At 55.7% G+C, this 16410-nt stretch carries 13 protein-coding genes; 2 read left to right on the top strand and 11 right to left on the bottom strand.

Annotated elements, in window-relative coordinates:
* Positions 1-71: 71 nt before the first annotated feature.
* The 11 genes from HMPREF1207_RS24285 to HMPREF1207_RS24235 form a co-directional block, all read right to left on the bottom strand.
* Entirely contained in the window at positions 72-995 is a 924-nt protein-coding gene (locus tag HMPREF1207_RS24285) for a carbohydrate ABC transporter permease (protein ID WP_009672560.1), read from the bottom strand.
* 16 nt (positions 996-1011) lie between these two features.
* The gene (locus tag HMPREF1207_RS24280; RefSeq protein WP_009672502.1) at positions 1012-1968 is read right to left on the bottom strand and encodes an ABC transporter permease; all 957 of its coding nucleotides are present in this window, start codon (positions 1966-1968) and stop codon (positions 1012-1014) included.
* A 304-nt stretch (positions 1969-2272) separates the two neighbouring features.
* The gene (locus HMPREF1207_RS24275; RefSeq protein WP_009672453.1) at positions 2273-3871 is read right to left on the bottom strand and encodes a response regulator transcription factor; all 1599 of its coding nucleotides are present in this window, start codon (positions 3869-3871) and stop codon (positions 2273-2275) included.
* A complete protein-coding gene (locus tag HMPREF1207_RS24270; RefSeq protein WP_009672552.1) occupies positions 3868-5709 on the bottom strand; it encodes a sensor histidine kinase in 1842 nt (613 codons plus the stop codon). The genes HMPREF1207_RS24275 and HMPREF1207_RS24270 overlap by 4 nt, the downstream gene beginning before the upstream one ends.
* On the bottom strand, positions 5706-7271 hold the full coding sequence (locus tag HMPREF1207_RS24265; RefSeq protein ID WP_009672399.1) for an extracellular solute-binding protein: 1566 nt from the start codon (positions 7269-7271) through the stop codon (positions 5706-5708). Before HMPREF1207_RS24265 ends, HMPREF1207_RS24270 begins: the two co-directional genes overlap by 4 nt.
* A gap of 8 nt (positions 7272-7279) precedes the next feature.
* Positions 7280-8395 (bottom strand): SGNH/GDSL hydrolase family protein, encoded by a 1116-nt coding sequence (locus tag HMPREF1207_RS24260; protein ID WP_009672556.1) that lies wholly within the window; start codon positions 8393-8395, stop codon positions 7280-7282.
* A gap of 298 nt (positions 8396-8693) precedes the next feature.
* Positions 8694-9239, bottom strand: coding sequence for a GNAT family N-acetyltransferase (locus tag HMPREF1207_RS24255; RefSeq protein WP_016424042.1), 546 nt, complete (start codon positions 9237-9239; stop codon positions 8694-8696).
* 175 nt (positions 9240-9414) lie between these two features.
* Positions 9415-10086 carry a hypothetical protein gene (locus HMPREF1207_RS24250; RefSeq protein WP_009672557.1) on the bottom strand — a complete coding sequence of 224 codons (672 nt, stop codon included), beginning with the start codon at positions 10084-10086 and terminating at the stop codon, positions 9415-9417.
* On the bottom strand, positions 10083-10532 hold the full coding sequence (locus HMPREF1207_RS24245; protein WP_009672523.1) for a flavodoxin: 450 nt from the start codon (positions 10530-10532) through the stop codon (positions 10083-10085). Before HMPREF1207_RS24245 ends, HMPREF1207_RS24250 begins: the two co-directional genes overlap by 4 nt.
* A 284-nt stretch (positions 10533-10816) precedes the next feature.
* Positions 10817-11527: a class I SAM-dependent methyltransferase gene (locus HMPREF1207_RS24240; RefSeq protein WP_009672380.1), complete on the bottom strand. Its 711-nt coding sequence runs from the start codon at positions 11525-11527 to the stop codon at positions 10817-10819.
* Positions 11528-11654: 127 nt separating this feature from the next.
* Positions 11655-13169 carry a serine hydrolase domain-containing protein gene (locus tag HMPREF1207_RS24235; RefSeq protein ID WP_009672481.1) on the bottom strand — a complete coding sequence of 505 codons (1515 nt, stop codon included), beginning with the start codon at positions 13167-13169 and terminating at the stop codon, positions 11655-11657.
* A 373-nt stretch (positions 13170-13542) separates the two neighbouring features.
* On the opposite strand from HMPREF1207_RS24235, the gene helD reads away from it, so the two are divergent.
* Both helD and HMPREF1207_RS24225 read left to right on the top strand, forming a co-directional pair.
* Positions 13543-15969 carry an RNA polymerase recycling motor HelD gene (gene helD, locus HMPREF1207_RS24230; RefSeq protein WP_009672439.1) on the top strand — a complete coding sequence of 809 codons (2427 nt, stop codon included), beginning with the start codon at positions 13543-13545 and terminating at the stop codon, positions 15967-15969.
* Between the two features lie 143 nt (positions 15970-16112).
* The gene (locus HMPREF1207_RS24225; RefSeq protein ID WP_016424041.1) at positions 16113-16409 is read left to right on the top strand and encodes a DUF3817 domain-containing protein; all 297 of its coding nucleotides are present in this window, start codon (positions 16113-16115) and stop codon (positions 16407-16409) included.
* Position 16410: the final 1 nt, after the last annotated feature.

Genomic DNA, 16410 nt, shown 5'->3' with positions numbered 1-16410 from the left:
CAACAAGACCGAGCCGAGTTCCGCAAGCCTCAAAAGAAGGGCCTCACCGCCTTTCAGGATGAAGTGTCGTGTCAGCCTTTGACGGAGCCGACCAGGACACCTTTCACGAAATATTTCTGCAGAAACGGATAAACGAGCAGGATCGGCAGGGTTGCCAGCAGAATCGAGGCCGCCTGAATCGACTGCGGGGTCGTATTCATGGAAGAATCCAGATTGTTGTTCCGGAGGAAATCCCCGGTGGACGAAATGAGCAGTTCTTTCAGAAACAGCTGCATCGGCTTCAGACTCGGATTCGTAATGTAAATCATGGCGGCAAAATAATCGTTCCAGAAATACACGGCGAAAAAGAGCCCGATCGTGGCCAGTACCGGCATGGAAAGCGGAAGCATGATGCTGAACAAAATGCGCAGATTGCTGGCCCCGTCCATTTTCGCCGATTCCTCAAGGCTTTCGGGCAGCCCTTCGAAATAGTTTTTGATGATGAGCATGTTATACACGTTCACCATGGCCGGCAGGAAAAGAGCGGGCAGTGTGTTGACCAGATTCAAGTTCTGCATAAGCAGGTACATCGGAATGAGCCCGCCGCTGAACAGCATCGTGAAGATGAACACCAGCAGCAGCCATTTGCGGCCCCGCAGCCTTGTTTTCGAAAGCGGATAAGCCGTAATCGTGGTCAGAAAAAGACTGAGCAGGGTGCCGACGACCGTGATCAGGATGGATATTTTAAACGAATTCAGAAACATCTGATCCTGCAGCACATAGGCATAGGTGCTTAACTGAAAACCGACCGGAAACAGACTGACCTGTCCGGATATGACAGCGGATTCATCGCTCAGCGATTTGGAGATCAGATTCAGGAACGGCAGCAGCGTTGCCACTCCGAACAGGATAAATAGGGTATAATTGATCAGATGGAACATCTTCTCGGACCAGGTCGTCCGGGGTTTTCTGCGTTTGTGCGGCTTTACGGCAGGCAGGGCTGCGTCTGTATTCATATGCGTCTCTTCCTCTCTACCAAATTCCGCGCTGCAAATATCTGCGGCTTAAATAATTGCCGGTGATGACAAGCGAGAAGGCGATAACCGACTCGAAAAGTCCGACGGCGGTCGTAAAGCTGTAATCCTGGTTGCCCAGACCCATCCGGTACACGAACGTGCCGATCACGTCGGAAACGTTGTAAACGGTAGGGTTATACATCACGAGAATTTGTTCCGTACCCGCTTCGAGCACAGAGCCCAGACGGAGGATAAACATCAGCAGGATCGTCGGCAAAATTCCGGGCAGCGTGATGTGCCAAATCTGCTTCATTCGCCCCGCGCCGTCCATTTTGGCGGCTTCGTATAGCTGGGGATCGATCGTCGAAAACGCGGCGAGGTAAACGATGATGCCCCATCCGGTTTCCTTCCAGCCGGCCGATGTGACAAGGACGCTGCGGAATACGCTGCTGTCCATGAAGAAGGCGATCTGTTCCAGCCCCAGGCTGATCAGCACTTTGTTGACGAGTCCTCCGTTCGTGGACAACAGGTCGATGAAAATTCCGCTGACGATGACCCAGGACAGAAAGTGCGGCAGGTAAATGACCGTTTGGATGGTGCGCTTGAACAGCATGTTTTTCATTTCGTTCATCAGAATGGCGACGACAATGGGAAGCGGAAACAAAATGACGATTTTCAGCAGAGAGATAATAAGCGTGTTGACGAAAACACCGCCGAACTCCTGCGAGGTAAACAGTTTTTTGAAATGCTCGAGTCCTACCCACGGGCTTGCCGCCATTCCGTCGAAAATATTGAAATCCTTGAACGCGATGACGAGGCCGTACATCGGCGTGTATTTGAAAAGTAAAACAAACAGGATACCCGGCACGAGCAGCAGATATAAATCCCAATCCTTGCGGATATCCGATCCCAGTTGTCTGGAATAACTTTGTTTCGACCGGGAGACGTTTACTTCAGAAGCAGGCTGTCTCATCGAATCCCCCCTTATGCGCTTTCGCTTTTGTATAGTACTAAGTGTAGAACCTGCGCGAAATCCGTAGTAGAGGACACTCATTACTATTTGTGGTACTTTGATAGCGCGCTGACGCTTCCTGAAAACACTCCGGATGGCAAACGCGTCCCATAAAAAAAAGCCGCCCGCCCGAATGCGGCGGATAGCTTTTTTTCACTTTTATTGATGCAATTTGCATCCTTACTTTTATAAGGAAAATTAGTAAAAAATCGCCTTGAAGGTCACGATCCGATGAACGTCCTGTACCTTGCCCCGTCCCCTGACGCTAGGGCTTCATTTCGCCCGGAGTGACGCCCCAATATTTGCGGAACACTTTCGTAAAATAGCTGACGTCCCGGTAGCCGACCAGCCTGGCCGCATCATACACCTTGGCGCCTTCCAGCAGCGCCGCCTTGGCGCGGTCCATTTTCCGTTCCAGCACGTACGTGGAAAACGCGACACCCGTTTCCTGCTTAAACAAACGGCTTAAGTACGAGGAATTGACATAGAGCCGGTCCGCCACGCTGTGGAGGGTGATGTCGCTGTCGATCTCCTTCTCGACTATGGACAGGATCGTTTTCACGACGCCGTGGCTCGTCGTTTTGCGCTGTTCCTGCAGATAGGCCGAGTAATGGAGCACGGAACGCTCCAGCCAGGCCCGGATCTGCTGCTTCGTGCTCAGCATCGTGACGTCCCGGTAGTACGGGTAGTCGTCCTTCACGACATCCTGCACGCTCCAGCCCTGCTTATGAATGAGCCGGATCATCAGGCTCGTCCAGTACATCAGCGCCTCATGCATGCCCGCAGCGGTCTCCGTTCCTTCCATCGCCTGATCCCACAGCTCCGAGAGGGTATCCATCGCCTTGTCGGCATCGCCGGTTTCGAGCGCGATCTCCAGCGTCTTCTCCAGGCCCGGAGAAAGCGGCACCGATGTGCCGGCCGCCGGCTTGTCCCGGTACGGAACCGCGATGTCCGCCCCGTACACGATGCGGTCCTGCAGCGCCTGGTACGCCTGCGCGTACAGCTTGCTGATCTCCGTGAGGCCGCCGGTCCCTCCGCTGATTCCCGCGCTGCAGGTGACCTTCAGGCATTCCTTAGCCTGGGAGAGCAGCTTCACGACCGCGGCATGCACGCGGAGCATCACGTCGTTGGGCGAATCGTCCGCCGGCATGGCGAAGAGCACTAGCGTGTACCCGCTTGCGTCCGTATTCACCCAGCACGAATGCGGCTGGAGAAACTCGCGGGCGACACATTGCAGCGAGAAGCGCAGCAGCGGCATATCCCCGCTTTTGTAGCGGGATTCTTCGGGGCCGAGCGGATCGACGTCGGCTACGGCTACGGCGTACTGCATGCTTTCGTCCAGATCAAGCAGATAGTCCCTGCTGATCTTGCGGATTTCCCAGAGGGCGTACTTGCCGCCGATCAGGTTTTGGAAAAACGCGCTCTGCAGCTGGGGCAGATGCTCCGACCATTTCTCCTGGAGCTCCGACTGGCTGTGCCAGCGCTCCAGCTCCTGCCGGAGCTGTTCGGCTGCGCTCAGAACCGCCTCCAGAATTTCCCCGTCCCCTGCGGGCTTAAGCAGGTACTGGGAAACACCGGCCTCGATCGCTTTCTGGGCGAAGCCGAAATTATCGTGCCCGCTGAGAATAATCATCTTGACGAAGGCATCCTTCTCGCGCAGCTTGCGGGCCAGCGTAAGCCCGTCCATCTCCGGCATCTGGACATCGAGCAGCACGATGTCCGGCTTTTTTCGCTCGAACAGAAACAGCGCTTCCGTCCCGCTCGCCGCCTGGGCAATCACTTCGATTCCGTTGTCTTCCCACGGAATATTGTTTACGAGCGAAGTGCGCAGGCGCACTTCATCCTCGACGATCATTACATTCATGTTCCCGTCTCCTCCTTGTAGTCGATCATGCTGTCCGCACCGGGACTGAAATCTTCTCTGCAGCGGACTAGGGGAAGCTTAAGCGCCGTGCAGGTGCCTCCGCCTTCTGAGCTGTCGATGCTCAGCTCCGCGCTTCCGCCGTAATACAGCTTGATCCGGGACACGACGTTCCTGAGCCCGAACAGGTCGTCCACGCCTTCCTCATCCAGCGAGTATAGCTTGCCCTTGCGCCTGTGGAGCCTGCCCAGCTCCTCCTGGATATAGGCCAGCCGCTCCTGCGGGATGCCGCTTCCGTTGTCCTTCACTTCCAGCACGAGAAACCCTTCCTCCAGCCGGGAGGAAACAACGAGGCGGCCGCCGTCTTCTTTTCCGTCCATACCGTGGAGGATGGCGTTCTCTACCAGCGGCTGGAGCAGCAGCTTGAGAAGCGGAATCCCTTTCGTCTCGTCTTCCATCCGGTACTGCACCTCGAAGTTTTCGAGAAACCGGATCTGCTGAATCCGGATATAGTAATGCAGGTGCGCGAAGCTTTCTTCCACCGAAAAAACTTCGCGCCCTTTATTCAGGCTGAGCCGGAAAAACCGCGACAAATTCAGCACCATTTCACTGATTTCGTCCGCCTCGTAGTTTTTGGCCGTCCAGTAGATGGAGTCGAGCGTGTTGTACAGAAAATGGGGATTGATCTGCGACTGCAAAAATTTCAGCTCCGTCTTGGCCAGCCTCAGCTCCTGCTCGTAATGATCCTCGATCAGATGCTTCTGCTGCTGGGCCATCTGGTTGAACGCCTCCGTCAAATAACCGAATTCGTCCCTGCGCCTGTTTTCCAGCTGGATGCTCAGCTTGCCGCTGCCGAGCCGCTTGATTCCGTGCGAGAGCTTCTGAAGCGGCGATGCGATACCCGTGTAGACGATCCAGGAAATCCATAGCGCGAGCAAAATACTGATCGTAATAATGCCGTACGTATACAGCTTGACCTGCTCCGTTTTACTGTATAACTCGCTCTTCGGCTGCATCATCGTCAGCTTCCAATTGGACGTGTTGGATGTAATCGTGACCGACAGCATGTCCGGTTCGGAGGGCAGGTATTTGTCCCGGGTCTCCCCTTCCTGGCTGATCCCCGCGATCAGGTTGTTGTTGGCGTTGGTCAGATAGATCTTAGTCTGTGGTGAAGGAAGCAGCGGCTTGATGAGATTAAGCAGCCGCGTTTTGTTCAGCGTGACAAGCAGGACGTTCTGCTCCCGCAGAGGGTTGTACAGGTCCATCGAGCGGACCAGGGTCACGCTGTCCGAATTCATCAACTCTCCGAAGGTGGTGCTCCCGTATATGATTTCGCCGGGCAGCATGTACAGAATACCCGTGCCGTTTCGGAGCGTCATGCTCTGCATAAACTCCTGCTGGCTCTTATCCAGGTATCTCGTGCCGTAATTCGTGGAAAACATCCTGGTGGACGGATAATGGTAAATGGAAATCTGGGCGGCAATGTGATTGATGGAGTTCATGTTGGACAACTGCTTCATCATTTGCGAAAAGTCCATCACGGCTCGGGGAGTCAGCTCCCTGCCGTTGCGCGACAAGGTGCCGATCAGCTCTGAGTCCGTCGAGATCAGTGTCGACAGCTCCTCGACGCTCTGCAGCGTCAAATCGATGTAGTCCATCGCGGAATTCAAAGCCAGCCGGGATCTCTCCGCAGCCTGCTCGACGAGAATCTGCTGGGAACGCTCATTGGCGAAGAGACTCACCAGCACGAGCGGCAGCAGAATGAGCAGAAAGTAGCAGGTCAGCCGGACTTGTATATTCCGCTGAAACTTGTCCCGCAACCAGCGCAGCGTCTTCCTCATCGCGCACCCTGCGGGATGCCCTGCTTCTTATACCACTCGTTCACTTCCCGGGTCATGTCATCTCCGCCTTCTTTCCTCCACCGTTCTACAGCCATTTCGAACGAGTCCAAAGGCTCGACGCCCACAATGATACGAACGAAATGTTCCATCAGTTCCTTCCCCTTGATGTTGTAGTATTTGCTCATCGACGGGGTCGGCGAGCCGTAGAAAGCATTCGGGATCAAGTGGCCTTCGATTCGTCTTAAATTGTCGTACAAATGAAAATCGCCAAGAGAATCGAGCCGCATTTTAGAAATCTCCTTGTCTGGAACATCTGCCATCGCCTGGTATATTCCCCGGTATATATGTTTGTCGTGTTCCTCGAAGTTGGTGATCATCTTCCCGTTCTGCATCGACCAGATTTCGTTCTCGAAGCCCAGCTTCAGCGTCTTGTAACCGTCGCCCGCAATGAAATTCAGATACCGGATGACGCCCTCGGGATTAGTGCTCCCTACCGGAATCACGTTGTACGAGCGGATAAGGCTGGTCGCATAGACGCCGCTATGTCCATCCGGGCCTGTCGGGTATTCAAGCGGAATCCAGACGGCCCGCGGGTCTTTCTGCATATTGGCCGCAATCGGCCCCCGTGTATCGTACCAGGTGGCGGAGAACAGCCCGACCTTGCCGTTCTTGACTTTGTCCATCATGCTGGCATTGCGGTTCAGCGGAAATTCGGGGTCCAGAAGCTTCTCGCGGTACAGCTTTCTCAAAAAAGCTAGAGCCTCTTTCGTCTCCGGCAGTGTACTGGTGTAAGCAAGCTCCCCGTAACGGTCCGCCCACTGATCGAGCTGCACGCCGAACGCGCCGAAGAAGGGCGCCGAACGGGCAAGAGCATCGCCGAACGTCAGCCCGATCGTGTCGTTAAGCCCGTTGCCGTCCGGGTCGTCCAACGTAAAAGCGCGGATCACCTTATAATAATCGTCCAAGGTGACGGGCGGAGCGAGTCCGAGACGGTCCAGCCAGTCTTTGCGCACGTACATCAGCTCCAGCCCTTTCACTTCGTTCAGACTCGGAACCGCGTAAATTTTGCCGTCGACGGTGACCTGATCCCACGCTTCTTTCGGAATCTTCTCCTTGAGGTCTTTGCCGTAGCGGTCGATCAGCTCGTCCAGCGGCATCAGTTTGTTCTGTCTGGCGTTATCGTTCATCCATACTTTATCGGAATAATTAATAAGATCCGGCGTGTTGCCCGAAGCCATGATGACGTTCAGCTTTTCGGGATACACATCCTGGGGCGGGAGCGTCACCTTAATATTCAGCCCGGTGTTTTTTTCAATATAACGCAGGTAAGGATTGTTATTCTCGTCCAGCCCCTGCGGAAAGCTCAGCCCGATCGTGTTCGTCACAATCGAGATGGAATCGGCGGGTGATGCGGAACCGGGCGGAATAAGTCCGCCTCGGGCCGCTTCCGGCGCACGTTCACAACCTGCGGAAGCGGCGGCCAGCGCCCCCAAGAGGAGCGAAATTCTGAGCAAAGCAAGCGGACGTAGCGGACGGAAGCCGAAGCGGCTCGATATGCGCATCCGCTGTCTCACTCGGCCCGCAAGCATCGGTTGAATACCCGGAGAAGTCCGTCCGCCATCCGTTTAAAACCGAGATCGGTCGGGTGAATCCCGTCCACCGTACACTCGTCCCCGTCTTCGCCGAGCAGAGCCGATCCGTCGAAGAACGTGATGAACGAGTCGCCCTTCGCGATCCGGTCCTCAACGGTCTGCCGCTGTATGGCCCGCCTGTCGTCCAGTTTCTTGCGCACAGCCGGGTCAAACCTGGCGGCGGCGAACTCGATGCAGGAGACAACGAGAATCGGAACTTCGGGGTGCTTTTCCCGGTACAAGTCGATAAAAACCGGCAGTGTGGCCCGGATGTTCTCCGGTTCGCCCGTGTTGGCCTCATAATCGAGGACCAGCAGAGCGGGATTCCCGATTTCGCGGATTACCTTGGCTACTTCCGGCTCGCCTTTGCCGCTGCCCGAAAAACCGAGATTGATGAACTCCCGGTTTATGTGCCGGCTCAAAATGCCCGGATAACTCATGCCCGGCCGGTTCGCGCAGCCGCCCTGGGTGATCGAGGTGCCGTAGATGATGATCCTGCCCGGACTTTCATAGGGGAGCGGTTCTTCTACAAGGGCATCCTCGTCCGTTCCGATCCAGACCTCCTCCACCCCTTGGTAGAGAGGGAAATTCAGCGTGATGTGCCGCATCCGCTTCTCCTCGAACCGGTAGAGCCGGGAGTTGTACTCGCAGTCTCCCGGTTTAAAGGAAGCGGTTGCAACATAGCGCTGATTGCCCGGTTCCCCGATGTAGCAGTCGAACCCGCACTGGCCCAGTGCCGTCATATGAGGCATGGCGGCATTGCCGCCGAGCCGGACGCGGACGGACAGCTGCGCCGTATCGGTAATAAAGCGGATCTGCCCGCCCGCCGTGCAATCCGCGAGCCGGTCGACCGCTTCCGGCAGCTTGCGGTCCGGACGTACGGGCAGTCTCCGGTACCGGCCTTCCGTCTCCAGCCACGCAAACCCCGAAATCGTAAACGGAGCCCGGCGGGGATCATGCCACACGGCTGCCTCATCGGCCATCGTGTCCGTTTGTAAGTTCCGGTCGTACCGGGCGATATCTATTTTTCCCGCTTGCTTCACTTCCACTTCCATCACTCCCCCGTTTAGTTAAAAGGTCCTTCTTTAAACTTACCTTCGACTTTCCCAACGTGTAAAGAAGTTTTTGTAAATACCGTTCCATCAAAAAAAATCCTTTCTCCATAAACGAAAAAAGGATAGGACGAGTTACCGTTCCCTGAAATCCACGAACCGGAATCAGCCCTCCGGCGGAATCGGGTCATTGCCGCAGCTGTCGGATTCCGAAATTTTGCCGTCCCGGGGATCGCTCAAAGAGCCGGACGAAAAAAACAGGATGAGGTCTATGGACCCCTATCCTGCGCAGCAAAAAGTATTAATTGTTAAATCTCCCCATCACAAGGGTGCTGTAATAGCTGCCGTCCGATAGAATTTTGTCCTTTTTCAGGACCCCTTCGATCTCAAAACCAAGCTTACGATAGAGCTGAGCCGCTTTCTCGTTCGTTTCCAGAACCGTCAGTGTCATTTTCTTGATCCCGTTGGAATCGGCCCAGTCGATGGATGTCTTTAATAGATTTTTCCCGATGCCGTGCCCCCAGAACTCCTTGAGCACACCCACCCCGAATTCGACTTTGTGGGAAAACCGGATCAGATGATTTCCTTCGCATCTGGAGAAGGCGACAACCCGGTCCTCTACGGCCGCGACCAGAAACAAGTTTCTCGGGCTGTCCGAATCCGCTTGAATCAGCCGCTCGAAGCCAAGCGCGTCGATGAACGCTTCCCCTTGTTCCCGGTCCATATTTTCGGTTTCTCCGTCGATCTGCATCCTTAGCCGGGACAACTGCTCCGCATCTCGGTCGGCTGCTGACCGGATCGTATACGATAATCCGTTCACGTTAAAGGGTCGGTCGGCGATAATCATGGTCGTCTCCATTCATCCTGTTTTTCGCAAAAAAATTTGCGGTTAAAACAGTTTATCACAAGTCTCAGACGTAAGGCGACGGGTCGGCCGGATGTTTTTTTAATGAACGTACGGCAAGATTCCGGCACCATGAAGGAGAAAAGGAAAGCTGCTCATGAGGAATTGCTTCGTCCGGCTAAGCGAGCATAATCCGGCCGCGCTTGGGCTCGCGCATAAGCGTATCCGTCAGCCGCAGAAAATCCATCGAAGCCTGCAAATCGTCCAATTTGGGCCGGATCCGGTAAGCTTCGCCGGTGAGCAGGTTGTAGGCTTCGATCTGGCCCGGCAGCCTGCCGAACGCCTTGTAGGCGAAAACGAGCGACAGCTGAAGGTACGCCTTCACGACGCACCAGTCCTCGTCAAGATAGTACCGCTTCAGCGTATAGGACCCGTTCGCCCATTCCCCTACATGCAGGTGCATGACGAGCTCCAGGTCCAGTTCTTCGACCTGTACCGACAGCGTCTCGAAGAGGAACAAAGGAGGTTCCGTCTTCTCTTCCTGAAACAGGGCAAGAATCAAATATTTCGCCAGATTCTTCTTCATGCGCAAATAATCTTCCATGACAAGCCCCGACTCGTCCGGGCCGATCAGGTACATTTCCAGCCTCTCCAGGATAATGTCCGCCGTCCGCCGGGAAGCGTCGATGCCGTAAAATTCGCGGATGATCCGGTCGGCCGCCGTTCTCGCGCTCTCGCGCCACGGCTCGCTCTCCTGACAGTTTCCGCCGGAATAGAAGCAGCCGGGGCAGCGGATAAACTGCTCCAGCCGCCCGTCCTCCATCCGGCCTGCCGCTGCCGCGCCGCTCACAGAGCCCCCTGGAAACGCAGTACCGCCTGCCGTCCGAATTCTCTGCACGCTTCGCGTTCGGGAGCCGACGGGCAGAGCTCGATTTTCAGCCCTTCCTGCATCATGCAGCCGAGGGATTGAAGCTTCTCCGTCAATAGATCGACGGCCGCTCCGTACTGAGCGTAGCTGGAATCACAGGAGCCGAATACCGCCCCGATTTTGCCGTTCAGCTTCAGCTCATCCATCTCTTCGTAGAAATCCAGAAACTCGTCGGGCAGCTCTCCGTCACCCCATGTGTAAGCTCCGAGCACGATGCCGTCGTAAGCTTCCAATTCAGCCGCACGGGCGTCCAGAATATCCTTGACCGTCACCGTTCCGCCGGCCTGTTTGATCCCTTCCACCACAGCGTCCGCCATTTCCTCCGTATTGCCCGTTAAACTTGCGTACACGACTATAAATGTGCTCATCCGTCACACGTCCCTCCATCTATGTAAACTGATTATGACTGGTCTCATTTCGTTGATAATGATTATCATTTTCATAATCAGTATAGAGGGTCTCCGCTCCGTTTTCAATCCCTAATTGAAAATTATTCTCAACGAAAAACAAAAAGAACCGCAGTTTCTCTGCGGCTCTTCGCTTATCCATCTATCCACCTATCCGGCGGCTGGCGGCTGGCGGCTGGCGGCTGGCGGCTGGCGGCTGGCGGCTCTAGCGTACTCTCTATTTCCGAAAACGTCTAACGCCCCACTTACCGCTTCCGGACCGCAAAGCTCAAACAGTCCGTTTTCATAATGACGGGCGTTTCGCCCCGGTTGATTTCGATATCCAGCGGCTTATGGGACACATCAAGTTCCTCCCACCCGGAGTATGCCTGCCGGAGTTTTTCGAGCGCCTGCTCTTTCGTCAAAATCAGCTCGATCAGCGTTTCGCGTCCCTCGCCGGTTTCCGCATCCACTTCTCTTATGTTCGTATTCATGAGGATGAAGTTGATGCCTCCGTCCTTGGTCCCCGCCGCAAGTCCTGCCAGCACCTTATCCAGGGCGGATTCGGAACGGACATGCTCAAGACTGGATGCCGCGAGGATATAATCGAACGTGTTCCCGGGCACCTCGTATTCGCTGATGTCCGCTTGCCCGGTTTCGATGAGCTCCTGGACACCATACTCCTCGCTGTTTGCCTCAAGCTGCTCCAGCGCTTTGTCCAGCAGATCCACACAGACGACTTTGCCGCCTGTCGGCTGAAGCTTTCGGGCCAGCGGAATGGAATTCCGTCCGACCCCGCACCCCAGATCAAGCACCTTCAGAGGTTTCCCGTCCCGGAGCTTCTCCAAATACTCCAAAACCCGCTCATCCGGCTCTTCCAGCCAGCTGTCCTTCTCGTACAAATCATGCTCTTCAAAATACTGCTCGTGATACGCCTTCTCCTCACGCCGGATACGCTGTAAACGTGCCGAATTCATGCTCATCATCCTTCCGCTGCTTTTTCGCTACCCATGCTTACCCCAAAAAATGCCCGGTTGAAGCGTCTGACGGCGGAACGGAAGGAGAGCGGCTTCTTCCGGGAAGTCAATCCGGGACCGATGTCCGTTATTGCGCCATTTTTCTCACCCGAAGCGCCCGGACAACAGCGGCAGTCTTAAGCAAACCGGTACAAACCAGCAAGATCGCCATAAAATACAGCCCTTGGGACAGCCCCGGCAGGAAAACCATCAAAACCGGCCAAGGCGCATGAAGCAGCTTGGGCAGCATCAGGATGCAAGCCGGGAGCAGCAGGTGAACCCCCGCAATCCCCGCCGCGCTGAGCGCGATGCGGCCGGCCGTCGGCTTTACGCGTTTTTTCCTTCGGAACAGGGTGTAAAAACTGCGGACGGCAAGCGCAAGCACGGCGGCCATCGCCATATCGGCCAGCACATACGTCCGGATATAGTTCGGCAGCGACTCGACGGGAGCGTCTTCTCCCTGCAGAATGCCGTATATCCCCATCACGATCTGATCGTACGGCACAAGATAATCCATCGTGTTGAGAAGCAGAATAATGCCCGTGTCTCCATGAATAACCATAAACGAATACGTGTTTTCGGTCGCTCCGTCATGAAAGAGAACCCCGTTTTTGACTGTCCATCCCATCGCGTAGGAAGCGCCGCCGCCTATGGAAGCTTCCGGTTTGTGAAGCGCCGCGTTGCTCTTTTCGCTCCAGACCGTTTTCTCCTTGTAGCGGCCCCCGTTCATCTGCGCGCTGAGATAATGGGTCATATCTTCCGCCGTGGAAATCAGATAGCCTGAAGGCACCGTGCCGGTATGCGCAAGCTGCCGGGTCGGAGCTTTGAAACCGAAAACCGACTGATACCCCGCCGCCATGTCCGCTTCGCCCGCCTCTTGCGGCGAACCGAAGCTGTTCTTCATTTCGAGCGGTTCGAAAAGATAGTCTTTTACATAAGCTGTGTAGGAGGCTCCCGATATTTTCTCCACCAAGCCGCCCAGCACGTTATAGTTCAAGTTCGAATATTCGAAACCGGTTCCGGGGTCCCGGACAAGCGAAATATTGCTTAAACCGCCGATATGGGCTCCGATTGTCGAATCCCCCTGCGTCAGAGCGGCCACACCGTCGTATTTCGAAAACCCGCTCGTCTGGTAAAGCAGATCTTTGACCCGTATCCGGTCGGACCGCTCCGGGTCCGCCGTCTTGAAGTCCGGCAAATAGCGGCGCACCGGCGCCTCCAGATCGATCTTTCCGCGCTCCGCAAGCTGCATCACGGCCGCAGCCGTTATCGATTTGCTTGTCGATCCCAGCACAAAAGCGGTCTGCGGGGTCGCTTTTGCGCCGTCCGGACCGCTCGTACCGTAGCCCTGAAGATAGACGGTATCGTCCTCCTTCACGATTCCGAGCGCCGCTCCGGGGATATGCAGCCTGCTCATGGCCGCTTCCATGTAAGCGTCGATCCGCGCGGTGGTATCCGGCTTACCGGAAACGCTCTCCGCCGCTTTGGCGGGTTCCGGCACCGCAATTAGAAGTGCTGCGGCCGCCGCAAACAGGGTCCGCGCCCCTATTCTCTTTCGTTCTTTCCTGGTCTTTGCAAGTTTGGTTATAGCTCCTAGGTTCATTCTTATCCAGTCTCCTCCGGGATTATCACTTCCGCTGATAGAACCAGTTTAAGACAATAAGGAGAAGCGACCCATCGATTTCCCTTGCAAAACACGCGTTTCCGGCTTACAAAATCGTCACCTGAGCGGATTCCGTCTTCCATCGGAACTCCCTGAAAAACCAAAAAAGCCGCCAGATATCCTGACGGCTTAAAACATGTTTGATTTTGTTAAACAGAAATGGTAAAATAAAAAACCGCTGTCAATACTAGTAACTTTAAAAGTATTGAGCGCTTTTATCTGATATTATCGTATCACCTCAGCGCAGCTTTGTCAACTTTTTTTGCATGGCCGCTTATGCGGGTTGTTTTTTCACGTTTAAGGAGGGGTTTTCGTGTCGGTTTCCAAAGAAGAATGGCAGCATGAACAGCAAAGGGTCGGTCTTGTCAGAACCAAGCTTCGGCAGCAGTTGGATAAAATCGAACCCGATGTGGGGCAGCTCAAGTCTCAAGTCGTCGATATCCGGAAACATTTTTGGGATGAAGTGACCGTCAATCTGGCTCATGACGACGATGTCCTGGATACGTACCTCAGCCTGAGGCAGCAGGCTGAAGTTTTATCCGAGAGAGAGAGAACCCACCGTCAGCTCAAGAAGCTGGCCGACCGGATGAACCGTCTTCTCCCCTCCCCTTATTTCGGGCGGATTGATTTTAAAGAAGACGGCGCGGGCGGGACCGAGCGCGTGTACGTCGGCGTGTCTTCTTTTCTCGATGAGGACGGCGAAACCTTCCTCGTCTACGATTGGCGGACTCCCATCGCCAGTCTTTATTACGACTACGCGCCCGGTCCGGGCGAATACGATACGCCCGGAGGCCTTGTGGAGGGCGAAATCGAACTCAAGCGCCAGTTTATCATCCGCGACGGCCGTATCCATTTCCTGTTCGACACGGGGATGATGATCGGCGACGAGCTGCTCCAGCAGGTGCTGAGCAAGGGAGCGGGCTCTCAGATGAAGACGATTGTCGCCACCATCCAGAAGGAGCAGAACCGCATTATCCGCAACGACCGCTCACGGATGCTTATCGTACAAGGCGCGGCCGGCAGCGGCAAAACGTCCGCGGCTCTCCAGCGGGTCGCCTATCTGCTGTACAAACACCGGAAAACTTTGACCGCCGACCAGATGGTGCTGTTTTCGCCCAACCCGCTTTTCAACAGCTACGTGTCCACCGTTCTGCCCGAGCTTGGCGAGGAAAATATGCAGCAGACGACGTTTCAGGATTATCTGCATCACCGGCTCGGCAGACGGTTCAACATCGAAGATCCGTTCGATCAGATCGAATATGTGCTCGCGGACGAAGAGACGCCCGGGTATGCCGCAAGAGTGAGCGGAATCCGCTACAAGGCTTCCTCCCGCTTCCTGCACGTCATTCAAGCGTATAAAGATCAGCTTCTGAAGGAGCATATGCTGTTCAAAGACATCGTTTTCCGGGATCAGGTGATTCTGTCCCGGCAAGCCTTATCGGACCGCTTCTACGGCTACGATGCTTCCATCCGTCTGGCCAACCGCATCGAGCTTATGAAGGAATGGCTGCTGGAAGAGCTTGCCGCATTTCAGGAGCGGGAGATGCAGGAAGACTGGGTCCGCGACGAGCTCGATTTCCTCGACAAAGAGCAGTATCAGCGGGCCTACAATCAGCTGCGCAAACGCCGGGGACGCGCCGAAAGCTTCGACGATGCGGACGTGGAAGAGCAGCTTCTGCGGAAAATGATCGTCCGTGAGCATTTCAAGCCCCTGCGGACACGGGTAAGGCGGCTCCGCTTCGTCGATGTTCCCGGCCTTTACCGGCAGCTGTATGAGAACAAGCCGCTGTTTCAGTCCCTGCACCGGGCGGCTACGGCGGCGGATGCATTGGTTCCCGCGGAGAACGCCGATGACAGGGACGGACTTCCCGCCCGGTGGGATGAAATCTGCGCGTACACGCTGGACCGGATGAACCGGGGCGATCTGCCGTACGAAGACGCGACTCCGTTCCTGTATCTGCAGGAACTGACCGAAGGCTTCCGGACCAACACGATCGTCCGGCACGTCCTGATCGACGAAGCTCAGGACTATTCCCCTTTTCAGTTCGAATTTCTGAAAAGGCTCTTCCCGCGCTGCCGCATGACCGTGCTCGGAGATTTCAACCAGGCCGTGTTCGCCCAGGCGACGACGCTGGAAGGAAGCACGCCGGTTGCCGGTCTGTACGGTCCCGGCGAGACCGAGCAGATCGTGCTGCACCGCAGCTACCGGTCGACGCGGGAGATCGTCGAGTTCACGCGCGGCATGCTGAAGGACGGCGCCCTGATCGAGCCGTTCGACCGGGAAGGCGGCAAGCCCGTTGTTTTCACGGGCACGGGCACCGGTAAGCGCGCGCGCGCAGACGCGGACGCTCTCGTTCGCCAGATGACGGCGGAAATCACGGCGCTGCAGGCGGAAGGCAGCGCGTCCATCGGCGTCATCTGCAAAACCGCCGCCGAAAGCGAGCGCGCCTTCGAAGCGCTGAACGGCCTGGATGAGCTCCGCCTCATCCGCAAGGATACGCCTTCGTTCGAGAAAGGCGTCATGGTCATCCCGGCTTATCTCGCCAAGGGGGTCGAATTCGACGCCGTTCTCATTTACGATGCGTCCGCCGACGCCTACAGCCGCGAAAGCGAGCGGAAGCTGTTTTACACGGCTTGTACGCGGGCCATGCACAAGCTCCAGCTCTATTCCGCGGGAACGTTGACCCCATTCGTCGCGGAGCTGGATCCGGCCGTTTATACAGTGGAGACTGTGGAATAATTCTCCCGGATTTTGGCCAACGGACAGGTCGGAGAAGCCGGATCGGCAGGCTTGTTTGAGAGTAGGATTCGCACTGTGATAAAGTAAGGAAGGGGAGACCTCTCCCTTTCCTTATTTTTTTACACAGGCGGTGTATGTTAACCATGCTCAGCACTCCCATCGGGCGCTTGCGCGTGATCGGCTTTCTCGAAGGAATTTCATTCCTCCTGCTGCTGTTCATCGCCATGCCGCTCAAGCATTTCGCGGATGTCCCTCAGCCCGTCACGGTCGTAGGAGGCTTGCACGGACTGCTGTTCGTCCTCTTCCTGCTCGCCGTCGCACACGTCACATTCGTCCACCGCTGGTCGATTATCAAAGTGTTGACCGCCATTCTGGCCTCCTTCCTGCCGTTCGGCACTTTCGTGCTGGACGCCCGTTTAAAGAAGGACGGCTGGTCCTGAC

The organism is Paenibacillus sp. HGH0039, assembly GCF_000411255.1.
In the GTDB taxonomy this organism is placed as follows: Bacteria; Bacillota; Bacilli; order Paenibacillales; family NBRC-103111; genus Paenibacillus_F.
Note: the sequence above shows the minus strand (reverse complement) of the source record. Positions and strands in the feature narration are given on the sequence as shown.